General features: G+C 77.3%; 17 protein-coding genes. 6 read left to right on the top strand and 11 right to left on the bottom strand.

Translation table 11 applies throughout. The features are described 5' to 3' along the window. Nucleotides 1–4: 4 nt before the first annotated feature. The 5 genes from ACI79X_RS04060 to ACI79X_RS04040 all read right to left on the bottom strand — a co-directional run bounded on the left by ACI79X_RS04060 (nt 5) and on the right by ACI79X_RS04040 (nt 6085). Nucleotides 5–535, bottom strand: a complete 531-nt coding sequence (locus ACI79X_RS04060) for a hypothetical protein (RefSeq protein ID WP_457024140.1) — start codon at nt 533–535, stop codon at nt 5–7. Nucleotides 536–617: 82 nt separating this feature from the next. Beyond that, on the bottom strand, nt 618–1037 hold the full coding sequence (locus tag ACI79X_RS04055; RefSeq protein ID WP_457024139.1) for a hypothetical protein: 420 nt from the start codon (nt 1035–1037) through the stop codon (nt 618–620). Nucleotides 1038–1156: 119 nt separating this feature from the next. Continuing rightward, nucleotides 1157–2362 carry a DUF222 domain-containing protein gene (locus tag ACI79X_RS04050; RefSeq protein WP_457024138.1) on the bottom strand — a complete coding sequence of 402 codons (1206 nt, stop codon included), beginning with the start codon at nt 2360–2362 and terminating at the stop codon, nt 1157–1159. 124 nt (nt 2363–2486) lie between these two features. Next, the gene (locus ACI79X_RS04045; RefSeq protein ID WP_457024137.1) at nt 2487–4313 is read right to left on the bottom strand and encodes an ABC transporter ATP-binding protein; all 1827 of its coding nucleotides are present in this window, start codon (nt 4311–4313) and stop codon (nt 2487–2489) included. Continuing rightward, a complete protein-coding gene (locus ACI79X_RS04040; protein WP_457024136.1) occupies nt 4310–6085 on the bottom strand; it encodes an ABC transporter ATP-binding protein in 1776 nt (591 codons plus the stop codon). The genes ACI79X_RS04045 and ACI79X_RS04040 overlap by 4 nt, the downstream gene beginning before the upstream one ends. Before the next feature lie 113 nt (nt 6086–6198). Between ACI79X_RS04040 and ACI79X_RS04035 the strand changes: the two genes are divergently transcribed. Then, a complete protein-coding gene (locus ACI79X_RS04035) occupies nt 6199–6837 on the top strand; it encodes a TIGR03085 family metal-binding protein (protein WP_457024135.1) in 639 nt (212 codons plus the stop codon). Nucleotides 6838–6849: 12 nt separating this feature from the next. On the opposite strand, the gene hisF is transcribed toward ACI79X_RS04035, so the two are convergent. The 3 genes from hisF to priA are packed head-to-tail and all read right to left on the bottom strand — an operon-like array spanning nt 6850 to nt 8758. Then, nucleotides 6850–7644, bottom strand: a complete 795-nt coding sequence (gene hisF / locus ACI79X_RS04030; RefSeq protein ID WP_457024134.1) for an imidazole glycerol phosphate synthase subunit HisF — start codon at nt 7642–7644, stop codon at nt 6850–6852. Further along, nucleotides 7641–8027, bottom strand: coding sequence for a RidA family protein (locus ACI79X_RS04025; protein ID WP_457024133.1), 387 nt, complete (start codon nt 8025–8027; stop codon nt 7641–7643). Before ACI79X_RS04025 ends, hisF begins: the two co-directional genes overlap by 4 nt. Then, nucleotides 8024–8758 (bottom strand): bifunctional 1-(5-phosphoribosyl)-5-((5-phosphoribosylamino)methylideneamino)imidazole-4-carboxamide isomerase/phosphoribosylanthranilate isomerase PriA, encoded by a 735-nt coding sequence (gene priA / locus ACI79X_RS04020; RefSeq protein WP_457024132.1) that lies wholly within the window; start codon nt 8756–8758, stop codon nt 8024–8026. Before priA ends, ACI79X_RS04025 begins: the two co-directional genes overlap by 4 nt. A 60-nt stretch (nt 8759–8818) precedes the next feature. Here priA and ACI79X_RS04015 point away from each other — a divergent pair, with 60 nt between their 5' ends. Both ACI79X_RS04015 and ACI79X_RS04010 read left to right on the top strand, forming a co-directional pair. After that, nucleotides 8819–9433 carry a nitroreductase family protein gene (locus ACI79X_RS04015; RefSeq protein WP_457024131.1) on the top strand — a complete coding sequence of 205 codons (615 nt, stop codon included), beginning with the start codon at nt 8819–8821 and terminating at the stop codon, nt 9431–9433. Continuing rightward, nucleotides 9430–10185: an SDR family NAD(P)-dependent oxidoreductase gene (locus tag ACI79X_RS04010; RefSeq protein ID WP_457024130.1), complete on the top strand. Its 756-nt coding sequence runs from the start codon at nt 9430–9432 to the stop codon at nt 10183–10185. The genes ACI79X_RS04015 and ACI79X_RS04010 overlap by 4 nt, the downstream gene beginning before the upstream one ends. A gap of 3 nt (nt 10186–10188) precedes the next feature. Here ACI79X_RS04010 and ACI79X_RS04005 read toward each other — a convergent pair whose 3' ends face one another. Then, the gene (locus ACI79X_RS04005; RefSeq protein ID WP_457024129.1) at nt 10189–10590 is read right to left on the bottom strand and encodes a VOC family protein; all 402 of its coding nucleotides are present in this window, start codon (nt 10588–10590) and stop codon (nt 10189–10191) included. Nucleotides 10591–10696: 106 nt separating this feature from the next. Here ACI79X_RS04005 and ACI79X_RS04000 point away from each other — a divergent pair, with 106 nt between their 5' ends. The 3 genes from ACI79X_RS04000 (at nt 10697) to ACI79X_RS03990 (ending at nt 13401) form a co-directional block, all read left to right on the top strand. Further along, a complete protein-coding gene (locus ACI79X_RS04000; RefSeq protein WP_457024128.1) occupies nt 10697–11665 on the top strand; it encodes a helix-turn-helix transcriptional regulator in 969 nt (322 codons plus the stop codon). Nucleotides 11666–11721: 56 nt separating this feature from the next. Further along, the gene (locus ACI79X_RS03995; RefSeq protein WP_457024127.1) at nt 11722–12945 is read left to right on the top strand and encodes a hypothetical protein; all 1224 of its coding nucleotides are present in this window, start codon (nt 11722–11724) and stop codon (nt 12943–12945) included. An 87-nt stretch (nt 12946–13032) separates the two neighbouring features. Further along, the gene (locus tag ACI79X_RS03990; protein ID WP_457024126.1) at nt 13033–13401 is read left to right on the top strand and encodes a hypothetical protein; all 369 of its coding nucleotides are present in this window, start codon (nt 13033–13035) and stop codon (nt 13399–13401) included. Between the two features lie 91 nt (nt 13402–13492). On the opposite strand, the gene ACI79X_RS03985 is transcribed toward ACI79X_RS03990, so the two are convergent. Both ACI79X_RS03985 and ACI79X_RS03980 read right to left on the bottom strand, forming a co-directional pair. Next, nucleotides 13493–14152 (bottom strand): response regulator transcription factor, encoded by a 660-nt coding sequence (locus ACI79X_RS03985; protein WP_457024125.1) that lies wholly within the window; start codon nt 14150–14152, stop codon nt 13493–13495. Next, nucleotides 14149–15705: a sensor histidine kinase gene (locus ACI79X_RS03980; protein ID WP_457024124.1), complete on the bottom strand. Its 1557-nt coding sequence runs from the start codon at nt 15703–15705 to the stop codon at nt 14149–14151. The genes ACI79X_RS03985 and ACI79X_RS03980 overlap by 4 nt, the downstream gene beginning before the upstream one ends.

The following is a 15705-nucleotide window of genomic DNA, read 5'->3' as shown; positions in this document are numbered from 1 at the left end:
CACGCTAGCGGCCGCGGCCCCCGGTGCGGCCGGGACGAGCCGGGGCGGGGGCCGGGTTCCCCCGGCCGGGCCGGGTCCACTCCCGGATCGGACGGCGCACGGCGAGCACCAGGGCACCGAGCGGGCCGGCGAGCAGGAGCAGCGACCACCCCACGCCGTCGCCGTCGCCGAGGGCGCCGAACAGGAGCGCGGAGGCGAGCAGCAGGAGCATCGGCAGCACGGCGGCGAGCGCCAGCACGAGCCAGCCGCGGCCCCGCCCGCGGAACACGAGGGCGGCCCCGGCGAGGGCCAGCAGTGCCAGGGCGGCGGAGACGACGACGTACCAGTGCAGGCCGGGGTCGGGCTCCCACAGCAGCCAGCCGAGGTAGAGGTCCTCGACGGCGACGAGCAGGCCGAAGACGGCGGCGAACGGCGCGGTGAGCGGGCGGCCCTGCGGGGGCGGCGGCGGACCGGTCCGCCGGACTGCCGACGACGGCGCGGCCGCCGCCCGGGGTGAGCGGCGGGTCGTCGTCCGGCGGGAGGGCGACGACGGCATGCCGCGCAGCGTAGGAGCGCCGCCTGGACGCGCCCTGTCAGGCCTCGTGTCGTCCGGCCCGGTGTCGCCCGGCCCGGTGTCGTCAGGCCCGGCGGCCGCGGCGCGCCGCCCGGGCCTCGGCCGACCAGCGGCCCACGGCCGGGGTCATCGCGAGGGCCGCGGCGACCACCGGGCACAGCGCCAGCACGAACGGCCCGGCACCCACCGACTGCCCGACCGAGGCGGAGATCCCGAAGATGAGCACGCCCCCGGCGACGGTGGCGAGCGCGGCGACCACCAGTGGGACGCGGCCGCGCCGCAGGAGGAACCAGCCCAGGGCGAACAGCTGCAGCAGCGGCAGGAGCAGCAGCAGGCCGGTCTCCAGCCAGTTGCGCCCCCCGTCGGCCTCGAGTCCGCCGAGCGCGATGACCAGGAACGCCACCACGACCAGCGGCAGCACGCCGAGCGCGGCGACGATGGCCGCGGCCAGGGCCGGCCCGGGGATCCGCGAGGGCGCGCTCATGCGGCGCAGCCTAGGAGAACCGTGAGCCCCCCGGTCGACGTGCTGGTCCACCGTTCGTCCGCCGGGCAGGCCGGCGGGGCCGCGGCCCGGGTGGGCGGCGGCCGGCCGGGCCGTCCGGGTCACGTGCGCAGCCGGGCGGCGGCGATCAGGATCTCGGTGCCGTCGGGCCGCCAGGTGCGCCACCGGTCGTCGATGCGTTGCACGCGGTAGCCGGAGTGGACCTTCGTGTGATGGCGTTCGCAGAGCAGGGCGGAGTTCTCGAGGCTCGTCTCGCCGCCGTGCGCCCAGTGCAGCAGGTGGTGGACGTCGCAGAACCAGGTCGGCGCCTCGCAGCCGGCGAACACGCAGCCGGCGTCGCGCAGCGCGGCGGCGCGGCGGATGTGCGGCGGGACGATCCGCTGGGTGCGGCCGACGTCGAGCGGCAGCCCGTCGGGGTCGAGCACGACGCGGGTGAGGCCGGCGTCGCAGGCCACCCAGCGGGCGCGGGCGGCGGAGACGGTGGCGCCGGTGGAGGTCCGCGCCGCGCCGGGTGCGGTGGTGCTGCCGGTCAGGTCGGACAGCGGCACGGTCACCACCACCTGCGGCTTGCTGCCGCGCAGGACGGGCAGGTCGCCGCCGGCGAGTTGGTTGTCGGCCAGCTGCACGATCGCGTCGCCGGTGCGCTGGGCGCGGGAGCGGTCGTCACCGGCGCAGCGGGAGGCGGCCTGCACCGACTCCAGCGCGGTGGCGACCCGCTGCCCGCCGACGGCGTCGAGGCGCCCGCCGATGGTCCACGTGCCATCGGGGTGCTGGACGAGGGTGACCGCGCGTTCGGTGGTCGGGTCGGGCTCGGCGCCGTCGGGGTCGAGCTTGTCGAGGTACTCCCCGACCGCCTGCTGCAGCTGCCGGTGGGTGCCGGCGCAGGCCAGCTGCACCAGCGCGGCCTCGACGGCGTCGACGTCGATGCCCTGCGCCCGGGCCAGATCGAGGTGGGCGGGTGTGACGACGACGGCGATCACGTCGACCTGGTCGGGACCGATCCACCCCTCGGCGAAGGCACGGGCGGTCGCCGGCAGCAGCTCGAGGACGCGGCCGTGGCGCACCAGGTCACCGGCCCAGGCGCCGGAGATCCGGGGGACGCCGCGGAGCCAGGCGCGGGCGGTCCGCGCGCCGTCGTGCTCGCGCGCGCCGCGGACGTCGGTGCGGCGCACCACCCGGGTCAGCTCGGCGTGCACGCGGTGCGCGGCGACGACGAGCTCGCGGGCCCGGTCGAGCAGCTCGGCGTCGCCCAGCTCGTCGAGGTCGACGGCGGCCAGGGCGTCGAGCGCGGAGGCCAACTCACCCACCCCGCCCACCTCCCGGATCCGCTTCGAACCTGTGTTCGAGGATAGCCGGTCGGAGCTCGCCGCACGAGACGAACGCGCAGGTCAGCGGGCCGGTCCGTCCGTCTCCCAGGCCAGCGGGCGCCCGTCAGCCGACCCGCTCGGGCGCCGCGGCCGAGGACCGCCGCCAGGAGGCGTGCAACCGGGCGTAGGGGCCGACGGCGTCGACCAGGTCGGCGTGCGTGCCCCGCTGCGCCACCCGGCCTGCGTCGACGACGAGCACCTCGTCGGCCCGCTCGGCGGTCGAGAGCCGGTGGGCGATGGTCAGCGTGGTGCGGCCGTCGGTGAGCCGGTCCAGCGCCAGGGTGAGCCGCCGCTCGGTGGCCGGGTCGACGGCGCTGGTGGCCTCGTCGAGGACCAGCAGGTCGGGCGCGGCCACGTGGGCGCGGGCGATGGCGACCAGCTGCCGCTCCCCCGCCGACAGCGACTCGCCGCGCTGGCCGACCGCCGTCGCGACGCCGTCGGGCAGGCCGGCGAGCCAGTCGCCCAGGCCCAGCTCCTCGAAGGCCGCCGTCACCTCGGCGTCGGTGAGGCCGGGCCGGCCGTAGCGGACGTTGTCGGCGACGGTGGCGTCGAAGAGGAACCCGTCCTGCGGCACCATGCCCACCCGGCGGCGCAGCGAGGCGAACGCGACCTCGGTCAGCGGCACCCAGCCGGCGGCGTCGGAGCCGAGCAGCACGCGGCCCTCGGTGGGGTCCATGAGCCGGGTGACCAGCTTGGCGAACGTCGTCTTGCCCGAGCCGGTCTCGCCGACGACGGCGTAGCGGCGCTGCGCCGGCAGCACGAGGTCGACGTCGTCGAGCGCGGGGCGCGCGCCGGGCGCGTACCGGAAGGTGACGTGCTCGAGGGCGACGCCGAGCGGCCCGGCGGGCAGCTCCCGGGCGGCGCCGGTGGCGGCCGGGTCGCGGACGTCGGGCTCGGTGTCGAGGACGTCGAGCACGCGGCGGAACCCGGCGATGGCGTTCTGGCCCTCGTTGAGCACCTCGGTGGCCGTCTGCACCGGGGCGACGAACAGCGTGACGAGGAAGAGGAACGCCACGAGGGTGCCCGCGGTGACCTCCCCGGCGAGGCCGAGCAGGACGCCGACGACGATGACGGCGGCGTTCGCTATCGCGGCCACCAGCTCGCCGCTGACGAACACCGCGGCCGTGACCTTCTGCGCGTCGACCTGGGCGCGGTAGTGCCGGCCGATGGAGCGGTCGAGGCGGGCCGCCGTCCGCTCGCGGATGCCGTAGGCGCGCACCGTGGAGGCGCCGACGACGGACTCGGAGACGGCGGCCAGCACGTCGCCGACGCGCTCGCGGACGACGCCGTAGGCCACCTGCAGGCGGCGGGCGAACCAGCGCACGGCGATCGCCAGCGGCACGAAGCAGACGATGACCAGCAGGGTCAGCTGCCACGAGTAGACCGACATGACGACGGTGGCGACGACCAGCTGGCCGAGGCTCACCACGCCGATGACGCCGCCCCACTGCATGAAGGTCGAAAGCTGGTCGACGTCGCTGGTGACGCGCGAGACCAGCGAGCCGCGGCGCTCGCCCTGCTGGTGCAGCACCGACAGGTCGTGCACGTGCCGGAAGGCGCGCGAGCGCAGCCCGGCCAGCGCGGTCTCGGTGGTGCGGAAGAGCCGGACGTTCATCCGGTACACCGCGACGCCGGTGACCAGCACGACGACGGCGCAGACCAGCACGAGCGTGCGGACCAGGCCGAGGTCGGGGCCGCCGGGGGCGAGCAGACCGCGGTCGATCACCTGCTGGACGGCGATCGGCACGACCACGCGGCCGGCGGTGGCGACGAGCGCGAGCGCGAAGGTGGCGGGCAGGCCGCGGCGGAACTCCGGCAGCATCCGCAGCCCGCGCCGCAGCGTGGCGAACGCGCCCTCGCGGCGCTCGCCGGTCGCGCTCACCGCGCTCACGCCGCCACCTCCGCCTGCGAGTAGGCGCGGACCAGCGCGGCGTAGCCGGGCACGGTGGCCAGGAGCTCCTCGTGGCTGCCGCGGGCGGTGACCCGGCCGTTCTCCAGCCACACCACCTCGTCGGCCAGCGCGATGGTGGCCTGCCGGTAGGCGACCACGACCACGGTGGAGGGCCGGTCGGCCGAGCGCAGGGCGTCGAGGATGCGGGCCTCGACGGCGGGGTCGACGGCGCTGGTGGCGTCGTCGAGCACGAGCAGCCGGGGCCGGCGGACGACGGCGCGGGCGAGCGCCAGGCGCTGGCGCTGGCCGCCGGAGAGCGTGGCGCCGCGCTCGCCGACCCGGGTGTCGAGGCCCTCGGGGAGCCGGTCGACGAAGTCGTCGGCGGCGGCCACCCGCAGCGCGGCGCGGACCTCGTCGTCGCCGAAGTCGCCGCCCAGGGTGACGTTGCCGCGGACGGTGTCGTCGAAGAGGAAGGTGCCCTGCGGGACGAAGGCGGCCTGGCCGCTGACCTCGCCCTCGCGCAGCCGCCGGACGTCGACGCCGTCGAGCAGCACCTCGCCGCTGGCGGGGTCGACGAGGCGCACGAGCAGGCCGGCGAGCGTGGACTTGCCCGACCCGGTGGGCCCGACGACGGCGACCGTGGAGCCGGCCGCGACCTCGAAGGTGACCCCGGACAGCACCGGCTGCGAGGCGCCGTCGAAGACGTGGTCGACCGCGCGCAGGCCCAGCCGGGCGCCGCCGTCGCCGGGGGCCGCGGTCTCCGGGCCGTGCGGGGTCTCCCCCGTGGCGTCGAGGACCGGGGTGACCCGGTCGAAGCCGGCCAGCGCGCGGGGCAGGTCGGCGAGCACCCAGCCGATCGCGCGGATGGGCAGCGCGAGCAGGGTGAACAGGTAGGCGATGCTCACCAGGTCGCCGGCGTCGGTGGCGCCGGAGGCGACCCGGCCGGCGCCGACCACCAGCACGGCGAGGGTGCCGAGGTTGGGCAGCGCCTCCATGAGCGGGTCGAACAGGCCGCGGACCCGGCCGACGGCGACCAACCCGTCGCGCAGCTCCTCGGCGCGCTGGGTGAAGCGGGCGCTCTCGACGTCCTCGCGGCCGAGGGTCTTCACGACCAGGCCGGCGTCGAAGCTCTCGTGGGCGATCTCGCTGACCTCGGCGCGCAGCTGCTGGGCGCGCTGCATGCGCGGGCTCATCACCTGCGAGTAGACCGCGTTGAGCACGAAGACCAGCGGGAAGACGACCAGGCCGACCAGTGCCAGCAGCGGGTCGGTGAGGACCAGCGCGACGACGGTGATCGCGATCATCACCAGCGTGCCGCAGGCGAAGGGCAGCGGGGAGACGAAGTACCAGGCCGACTCGACGTCGGAGTTGGCGTTGGAGAGCAGCTGGCCGGTGGGGTGGCGCTGGTGCCAGGACAGCGGCAGCCGCAGGTACTGGCCGGTGACGCGGCGGCGGTAGTCGGCCTGCAGCCGGTAGGCCATGATCCCGGCGAACAGCCGGCGGCCGAGGATGCCGAGGATCTTGAGCACCGCGACGCCCATGAGGACCACGACGGCGAGGGTGAGCGCGCCGGCGGTGGTGTCCCCGGTCTCGAAGGCCGGGAGGACGACGCGGTCGGTGATGCCGCCGATGACGAAGGCCGACAGCACGGTCATGCCCGCGTAGAGGCTGCTGGCGAGGACCGCGAGGGTGAACATCGCCCGCTGCTCGCGGATGGCCCGGCCGACGTGGCGCAGACCCCGCCGGACGACGGCGTCTCTGGCGCGGGGCACGGTTCTCCTCATGGGTCCGACCGCGGCGGTCCGCGGTCGTTAGTCAGGCTAACCGGTACCGCCGACAGGGGCCTGCGGGTTTTCCGGCTCGACGGGATCGGTAACCCCGCGCGGTGACCGATGCTTCCCGCCCCCTCGCCGTCCGGGAGCGCGCCGCCCTGGCCGACCTGCTCGACGAGCTCGGCCCCGACGCCCCCACCTGCTGCTCGGGGTGGACGACGGCGCACCTGGCCGCGCACCTGGTGACCCGCGACCGGCGGCCCGACGCGCTGCCGGGCTACGCGCTGGAGCGCACCCCGGTCGGCGACCGGCTGCACGCGCACGCCACCCGGCTGGAGGAGCGGCTCCGGACGACGACGCCCTACCCGGAGCTGGTGTCCCGCGTCCGGCGCGGTGCCCCGGCGTGGATGCCGGGCGCGTGGCCCACGGCGGCGCTGGTCGACGGGCCGGAGTTCGCCATCCACCACGAGGACGTGCGCCGGGCGCAGCCGGGCTGGGAGCCGCGGGCGCTGCCCCTGCCCGACGCCGACCGGCTGTGGGGCGCGGCGCGGCTGTTCGCCCGCGCGATGGCGCCGCGGTACCCCGGCGGGCTGGTGCTCCAGCGCAGCGACGTCCCCGGGCCGGGCAAGCGGATCCGCGCGGGCTCTGACGTCACGACCGTCGAGGGCGAGCCGCTGGAGGTCCTGCTGTGGGCCACGGGCCGGCGCGGCGTCGCCCGGGTCGCCGTCCGCGGGGGCGCGCCCGCCGAGTGAGCCCCGCGCACCTCAGGTGAGCGGCGTGTCCTTCTCGTGCCGGACGGGGACGCCCGCGCCCGCCAGCGCGGCCTTGACGTCGCCGATCCGCAGCGTGCCGAAGTGGAAGACGCTGGCCGCGAGCACCGCGTCGGCACCGGCCTCCACCGCGGGCGGGAAGTGCTCGACCGCGCCGGCCCCGCCGCTGGCGATCACCGGCACGCTGACCTCCCGGCGGACCGCGCGGATGAGCTCGGTGTCGAACCCGGCGCGGGTGCCGTCGGCGTCCATCGAGTTGAGCAGCACCTCGCCCACCCCGAGCTCCGCGGCCTGCACCACCCACTCGACGGCGTCGCGGCCGGTGCCGCGGCGCCCGCCGTGCGTGGTGATCTCGAACCCGGAGTCGGTGACGGCGCCGTCCCGCACCCGGCGCGCGTCGAGGGAGAGCACGAGCACCTGGTTGCCGAAGCGGTCGGCGATCTCGCTGATCAGCTCGGGCCGGGCGACGGCGGCGGTGTTCACCGCCACCTTGTCCGCGCCGGCGCGCAGCAGCCGGTCGACGTCGTCGGGGCTGCGCACGCCGCCGCCGACGGTGAGCGGGATGAAGACGCTCTCCGCGGTGCGCCGGACGACGTCGTAGGTGGTCTCCCGGTCGCCGGAGCTGGCGGTGATGTCGAGGAAGGTGAGCTCGTCGGCGCCCTCGGCGTCGTAGACGCGGGCCATCTCCACCGGGTCGCCGGCGTCGCGCAGGTCGACGAAGTTGACGCCCTTGACCACCCGGCCGGCGTCGACGTCCAGGCACGGGATCACCCGCACGGCGAGGCTCACGGTCGCCTCACCGCGTCGGCCTCGACCTCGACGAGCATGTCGGGGTGCAGCAGGGAGGCCACGCCGAGCATCGCGGTGGCCGGGCGGACGGCGCCGAACACCTCGCCGTGCACGCGTCCGACCTCCTCCCAGCGGCCGGTGTCGGTGACGTACATGCGGGTGCGGACGACGTCGCCCGGCGCGAAGCCGGCCGCGGCCAGCGCGTCGACCAGCACGCCGAACGCCACCCGGGCCTGCGCGGCCATGTCGCCGGGGTGCACGACCTCGCCGTCGACGGTGGCGGTGCAGCCGCTCACCCACGCCTGGTCGCCGGCGACGACGACCCGGCTGTAGCCGACGACGTCCTCCCAGGGCCCGCCCGAGCCGATCCGCCGCACGCTCACGCCGACGCCTCGCGGGTGACGGCGAGGGCCTCGGGCAGCGTGAAGGCGCCGGCGTAGAGCGCCTTGCCGACGATGGCGCCCTCGACGCCGACGGCGGTGAGCCCGGCGAGCGCGCGGATGTCGTCGAGCGAGCTGACCCCGCCGGAGGCGACCACCGGCCTGGAGGTGGCGGCGCAGACCTCGCGCAGCAGCTCCAGGTTGGGGCCGCGCAGCGTGCCGTCCTTGGTGATGTCGGTGAGCACGTAGCGGGCGCAGCCCTCGGCGTCGAGGCGCGCGAGGGTCTCGTAGAGCTCGCCGCCCTCGCGGGTCCAGCCGCGGGCGGCCAGCCGGGTGCCGCGGACGTCGAGGCCGACGGCGATCCGGTCGCCGTGCTCGGCGATGGCCCGGGCGCACCACTCGGGCGACTCCAGCGCGGCGGTGCCGAGGTTCACCCGGCGGCAGCCGGTGGCCAGGGCCGCGGCCAGCGACTCGTCGTCGCGGATGCCGCCGGAGAGCTCCACGTCGACGTCGAGCTCGCCGACGACGCGGGCCAGCAGCTCGCGGTTGCTGCCGCGGCCGAAGGCGGCGTCGAGGTCGACCAGGTGCACCCACTCGGCACCGTCGCGCTGCCACTGCACCGCGGCGTCGAGGGGGTCGCCGTAGGAGGTCTCGCTCCCGGCCTCCCCCTGCACGAGACGGACGGCCTGGCCGTCGGCGACGTCGACGGCGGGGAGCAGCTGCAGGGTCGGCACGGCGACCAGCCTAGGGACCGGGCGAGGGTGACCTGCCTCGCCTCCGGCAGGCTGCGGTGCGTGGAGTTCGCCGACGTCGTCCGCAGGCGCCGCATGGTGCGCGACTACGACCCCGACCGGCCGGTTCCGCCGGAGGTCCGCGAGCGGCTGCTCGAGCACGCGATCCGGGCGCCGTCGGCGGGGTTCACCCAGGGCTGGGCGTTCCTGGTGCTGGAGACGCCCGCCGAGCGCGACCTGTTCTGGTCGGTGACCGCCTCCGACGGCGCCCCCGACGCGTGGCTCACCCGGATGCGCCGGGCACCGCTGCTCGTGGTGCCGCTGTCGTCGAAGGACGCCTACCTCGACCGGTACGCCGAGCCGGACAAGGGCTGGACCGACCGCGACGAGGCCCGCTGGCCGGTGCCCTACTGGGACGTCGACGCCGGGATGGCCGCGCTGATGGTGCTGCTGACCGCGGTCGACGAGGGGCTCGGCGCCTGCCTGTTCGGGATCCCGGCCGAGCGGGTGGACCCCTTCCGCGACGCGTTCGGGGTCCCCGGCACCCACCGGCCGGTCGGCGTCGTGTCGGTCGGCTACCCCGGCGACGGCGACCGGCGCTCGCCGTCGCTCAGGCGGGGCCGTCGGGGGCTGGACGAGGTCGTGCACCGGGGCCGCTGGTTGACTCCCCTGCCGTGACCTCCTCGCGCGCCGTCCTCGTCACCGGTGGTTCCCGCGGCATCGGCCGGTCGATCGCCCGCGCCTTCGCCGGGCGGGGCGACCGGGTCGCCGTCCACTTCGGCAGCTCCCGCGAACGCGCCCAGGAGGTGGTGGACGGGCTGCCCGGCGACGGCCACGTCCTCGTGCAGGCCGACATGGCCGACGCCGCCGCCGTGGGCGCCATGGTCGACGAGGCCGCCGGCGCGCTCGGCGGCCTCGACGTGCTGGTGAACAACGCCGGCGTCTTCGTGGCCTCCCCGCCGCTGGAGTCGTCGTTCGCGCACTGGCAGGAGGTGTGGGAGCGGACGCTGGCGGTCAACCTGCTCGGCGCCGCGCACGCCACCTTCCGCGCCGTGCCGCACCTGCGCGCCGCCGGCGGGGGCGCCGTGGTGAACGTGTCCAGCCGCGGCGCCTTCCGCGGCGAGCCGCGGAACCCGGCCTACGGCGCGTCGAAGGCCGGGATGAACGCGTTCGCGCAGTCGATGGCGCTGGCGCTCGCGCCGCTGGGCATCTCGGTCACCGCCGTGGCGCCCGGCTTCGTGCAGACCGAGATGGCCCGCGAGGTGCTCGACGGCCCCGGCGGCGACGCCGTGCGCGCGCAGTCGCCGTTCGGCCGGGTCGCCCGCCCCGAGGAGGTGGCCGCGGCGGTGCTGTGGCTCGCCTCGCCGGAGGCCCGGTTCAGCACCGGCACGATCGTCGACGTCAACGGCGCCTCCTACCTGCGCAGCTGAGCCTCACCCGGCGTGCGCCCCGGCCCAGTGCGGGCTGGTGATGAGGCCGAGCAGGTTGCCGAACGGGTCGGCGACGACCGCGGTCGCCCAGCCCTCGCCGCGCACGGTGGGCGGCTGCACCACGGTGCCGCCGTGGTCCTCGAACCGCCCGACGGCGGCGGGCAGGTCGTCGACGTGCCAGTGGACGACGACACCCGCGGGCCGGCCGACCGGCCAGGCGGCGTACCGGGCGTCCATGACGCCCAGCTCGTCCTCGTCGTCACCGAGGCGGAACTCGACGTAGGCCGGCGGTCCCTCCACCGGCCGCGTGAAGTAGGGCTGCACGCCGAGCAGGTCGGCGTACCAGCGCACGGCGGCCGGGACGTCGTCGGCGGTCAGGGTCACGGTGGCCAGGCCTCGGAGCACGGGAGGGTCCCTCCGTCCGGCGGGCCGCCCGTCGCGTCCCGCTCACCGGTCACACTGCCGGGCAACGTGCTCACCTCCTGAGCACTTTCCGCGGCATCCTCGGGGCATGCGCGCCGACCGCCTCGTCGCCGCCCTGCTGGTGCTGCAGGCCCGCGGCCGGGTGACCGCCGCCTCGCTCGCCGCGGAGCTCGAGGTGTCGGTGGCCACGGCCCGCCGCGACCTGGAGGCGCTGTCGGCGGCCGGCGTCCCCGTGTACCCGCAGGCCGGCCGCGGCGGCGGGTGGCAGCTGCTCGGCGGCGCCCGCACCGACCTCACCGGGCTCACCGCGCCGGAGGCCCGCGCGCTGTTCCTGCTGCTCGGGCCGGCGACCGGGTCCGCGCCGTCGGCCGGCCCCGCGACGCGGGCCGCGCTGCGCAAGCTGCTGCGCGCGCTGCCCGGCACCTTCCGCGCCGAGGCGGAGGCCGCCGCCGGGGCGGTCGTCGTCGACCCGGCCGGGTGGGGCGAGCGCGCCCGCGACCGGCCGGAGCTCGCGCCGCTGCTCGACGCGGTCGTCGCGCGGCGCGAGGTGGCCTTCGACTACGCGGGCCGCGGCGGTCCCCCGGCCCGGCGGCGGGCGGAGCCGTGGGGCCTCGTGGACAAGGACGGCACCTGGTACCTCGTCGCCGGCACGGCGCGGGGCCGGCGCACCTTCCGCGTGGACCGGATGGGACCGGTGACGCCGACCGGCGCGGTCTTCGCGCGGCCGGCCGGCCTCGACCTGCCCGGGGTGTGGGAGGAGGTGGTCGGCGAGCTGGAGCGCCGCCGCTCGCTCGTCGGCGCCCGCGTGCGCGTGCCCGCCCGGCTGGTGCCCGTGCTGCGCGACCGCTTCGGCCGGCACTGCGCCGTCGAGGGCGACCCGGACGGCGACCCGGACGGCGACGGCCGCGCGGTGCTGCGGGTGGCCGCGCACACGACCCGGTCGGTGGCCGAGCAGCTCGCCGGGTTCGCCGGCGCCGTGGAGGTGCTGGAGCCGGCCGCGGTCCGCGCGGAGCTGGCCGCGATCGGGGCGGAGCTGGTCGAGCGCAACCGCGGGTGAGAGCGGCCTCATCGCCGTCTCACCCCGCCGTCACCGCGGTCCCGGACCGTGGCGGCGTGGACTCCGCCCTGCTCTCCCCCGTCCCCGTGCCGCCGTCGTGGCCGCCGTCCCTGCAGGTGCTGCTCGGCGAGCCCGCGCCGGAGCTGTGGGCCGCCGTCCTCGGCCCGCTGGGCGGGCGGCTGCGCACCCTGTCGCCGGTCACCGTGACGCTGCGGCCCGACGCCGCGGCCACGGTGCGCTGGAGCGCCGTCGTCGACTGGGCCGACGGGCGCGCGACGCGGGAGTCCCTCGCCGCGACCACCGGGGCGGAGATCCCGGCCGGGGCGGCCGTGCTGGCCGGCGACGTCGGCGGGACGGAGGTGACCGTGGGCCTGTGGCGCTGGCCGCTGGACCCGGCGCTGCCCGGACTGGCCTGGGCGTGCTCCGCGGCGGGGACCGCGGCCCGGCTGGCGGAGCTCGGCATCGACGCCGGGCCGCCGCGGCTGCGGTTGCGCGCCTACCGGCCGGGTCGGCGGGCGGTGGTGGAGGTGTCCTCGCCGGCCGGCCGCTGGTTCCTCAAGGTGGTCCGCCCGGCCGCGACCGCCGGCCTCGCCGCCCGGCACGACGCGCTCGTCCCCGCCGTGCCGGTGCCCCCGGTGCTCGCCGCGACCGGCGACGGCGTGCTCGTGCTCCCCGCGCTGCCCGGGACGCCGATGCGCGAGGCGCTCACCGGCGCCCCCGCCGTCCTCCCGTCCCCGGCGGCGCTGGAGGCGCTCCTCGACGCCCTGCCCGCGCTCGCCCCGCCCGGGCGGCGCGACCCCACCGACCCGCTGCCCCGGCTGCGCGGGCACGCGGTGGTGCTCGCGATGGTCCGCCCGGACCTGGCCCCGCGCCTGGACCGGCTGACCGCCGCGGTGGCCGCAGCCGTGGAGCCGCAGCCGGTGGTGCCGGTGCACGGCGACTTCTACGAGGCCCAGCTGCTCGTCGGCGGCGGTGCGGTGGTGGGGCTGCTCGACGTCGACACCGCCGGGCCGGGCGCGCGGGCCGACGACCGCGCCACCCTGCTGGGCCACCTCCTGCTCCTGGAGCGGATCGCCGCCGACCCGGCGCCGGTGGCGGCCTACCGGAGGCGGGTGGAGGCCACCGTGGGGCTCGACGGCGACCTGGCCGCCCGGGTGGCCGGCGTGCTCGTGGGGCTGGCGACCGGCCCGTTCCGCGTGCAGCAGGCCGGGTGGGCGGACGCGACCGGGGCCCGGGTGGCGCTCGCCGAGGAGGTCGTGAGGACGTCCTCATCCCGATGAGCGGGCGCTCATCGAGGGCTCCCGGGGGTCTCACCGGCGGCGGACACCGTGGGAGGTGTCAGCAGTTCGACCCCCGAGGAGGACCCCGTGACCGCTCGCCCCGCCACCTGGAAGGTCGTCACCTTCGGCACCGCGCTCGCCGGCCTCGGCATCGCCGGCGCCGGTGTCGCCGCGGCCGACGACGACCGCACCGCCGCGCCGCAGCCGCCCGCCGTGTCGGTCGCCGCGCACGACAGCGCCGACGACACCCCGGACGCCGCCCCGGCCGCGCCCGCCGCTCCCGTGGCCGACGCCTCGCCGGAGACCGCCGACTCCCCGGCCGAGAGCGCCGTCGACACCCCCGACGCGACCCCGGACGACGCCACGCCGGACGACGCCACGCCGGACGACGCCACCCCCGACGACGCCACCCCCGACGACGCCACGCCCGACGCGGACGACACCCCGCTCGACTGATCCCGGGCGCACCGCGGCCCCGGCCCCCGGTCAGGGGGTCCGGGGCCGCCGTGCGTCCCCGGCCGCGGTCCGTCCCGGGCCGCGGTCCGTCTCAGGCCGCCAGGCGGTAGCCCATCCCGCGGACGGTCTCGATGCGCTCGGCGCCGAGCTTGCGGCGCAGGTAGCGGACGTAAACGTCGACGACGTTGGAGCCGGGATCGAAGTCGTAGCCCCACACGGAGCTGAGCAGCTGCTCACGGGCGAGGACCTGCCCGGGGTGGCGCAGGAAGGTCTCGGCGAGGGCGAACTCGCGGGCCGAGAGGTCGACGGTCCGCCCGCCCACGCTGGCCCGGCGGGTGCGCAGGTCCAGCGACAGGTCACCGGCGGTGAGCACGGTGACCTCGCCCTGCCGGGCCCCGGCCAGGCGCAGCCGCACGCGGGCGAGCAGCTCCTCGAAGCGGAAGGGCTTGGGCACGTAGTCGTCGGCGCCGCCCTCGAGCCCGGCGACGGTGTCCTGGACGCTGTCGCGGGCGGTGAGCACGACCACCGGGATCGCGCTGCGCTCGGCCCGCAGCGCGCGCAACACCGCGAACCCGTCGAGGACCGGCAGGCCGATGTCGAGGACGACGAGGTCGAACTCGCCGCTGCGGGCCCGGTCGAGCGCGGACAGCCCGTCGCCGACCACGGTGGTGGCGAACCCGTTGGCGCGCAGGCCCTTCTCGACGAACGCGGCGATGCGCGGCTCGTCCTCGGCGATCAGCACCCGGCTCACCGGGGACCTCCCTCGGTCGGTACGGGGTCCAGCAGGGTCGGGGTCGCCAGGGCGTCGTCGACGGTGTCCAGCGGGTCGTCGTCCGCGTCGGGTGGGGCGGGGCGCGCGGGCAGGACCAGCGTGAAGGTGGCGCCCTCCCCCGGGCGGCTGTGCAGCTCCACGCGGCCGCCGTGGGCCGCGGCGATCGCCTGCACGATCGACAGGCCGAGCCCCGCGCCGTCGCTGCGGCGGGCGCCGGCGCTGCCGCGGGCGAACCGCTCGAACACCCGCTCCTGGTCGGCGGGGGCGATGCCCGGGCCCGCGTCGTCGACCCACACCAGCAGGTCGCCGCCACTGAGCCTGCTGCCGAGCTCCACCCGGTCGCCGGGCCCGGTGTAGCGGACGGCGTTGTCGGCGAGCGCCACCACGGCCTGGGTGAGCCGCTGCGGGTCGAGCAGCAGGTCGGCGCGGGCGACGGCACCGAGCCGCCAGTCCCGTTCGCCGAGGCGCTGCACCTTGCCGAACACCTCGGCGGTGAGCTCGGCGACGTCGACCGGCTGGGGGCGGACGAACTCCGGCTGCTCGGCGCGGGCGAGCAGCAGCAGCTCGGAGACCATGCGGTTCATCCGCTCGAGCTCGTCGTCGACCAGGGCCACGGTGGCGCGGACGTCGTCGGGGTCGGCGGGGTCGAGGACGTCGAGGTGGCCGCGGACGATGGTGATCGGCGTGCGCAGCTCGTGGCCGGCGTCGTCGAGGAACCGGCGCTGGGCGGCGACCCCGCCCTCCACCCGGTCGAGCATGGCGTTCACCGCGCGGGCGAGACCGGTCAGCTCGTCGTCGGGGCGGCCCTCGACGGGGATGCGGCCGGACAGGTCGGTCTCGGTGATGCCCTGGGCGGTCGCCGCGACCGCCCGCACCGGTGCCAGCACGCGCCCGGCCACCACCCAGGCGCCCGCGGCGGCGAGCAGCACGGTGACCGCGCCGACGGCGAGCATCAGCCGGGCGGTGTCGTCGGCGGCCTGCCGCTCCTGGTCGGCGAAGTAGGCGACGACCGCGACCCCGCGCGCCGGGTCGCCCTCCAGCGTGACCGGCACGGCCAGGTAGCGGACCTCGCCGGCGCCGCTGGCGTAGCGGCCGGAGGTCGGCTCGCGGACGTCGCCGGCGAGCCGGGTGAAGGCGGCGTCCTCGCTGAGCAGCACCGGCGCCTCGATGCGGCTCTGGAAGCGGTAGGCGCCGTCGACGTAGCCGAGGAACTTCTCGTTCGGCCGGGCGAGGTTGTAGGTGATGACCGTCTGCAGCACGTCGGCCACCGAGGCGAACGGCTGCCCCGTGTCGGGGTCGATGCCGGAGGCGGTGATCCGGTCGAACTCCTCGACCTCGGCGGCGAGCGCGACGTCCATCCGCTCGTCGGTGGCGCGCACCAGCAGCCGCCAGGTCACCAGCGTGACCAGCGCGAGGGCGAGCAGGACCAGCAGCAGCGCCCAGCCGATGATGCGGACGCGGGCGGCCCGGGGCGCCAGCCGCCGCCGGGCGGCCGCACGCCACCCGGCCGCCGGGGTCGGCTCCTGGGTCAT

The sequence above is a fragment of the Geodermatophilus sp. SYSU D01119 genome, from assembly GCF_054049975.1.
The sequence above is the reverse complement of the archived record's forward strand: the minus strand, read 5'-3'. Positions and strand labels throughout refer to the sequence as shown.

Coding starts and splice junctions, on each gene's coding strand:
- ACI79X_RS04055 (WP_457024139.1), bottom strand. CDS start 1,037: ATGAGCGCGCCCTCGCGGATCCCCGGGCCGGCCCTGGCCGCGGCCATC.
- ACI79X_RS03980 (WP_457024124.1), bottom strand. CDS start 15,705: ATGACCCAGGAGCCGACCCCGGCGGCCGGGTGGCGTGCGGCCGCCCGG.
- ACI79X_RS04000 (WP_457024128.1), top strand. CDS start 10,697: ATGCGCGCCGACCGCCTCGTCGCCGCCCTGCTGGTGCTGCAGGCCCGC.
- ACI79X_RS04060 (WP_457024140.1), bottom strand. CDS start 535: ATGCCGTCGTCGCCCTCCCGCCGGACGACGACCCGCCGCTCACCCCGG.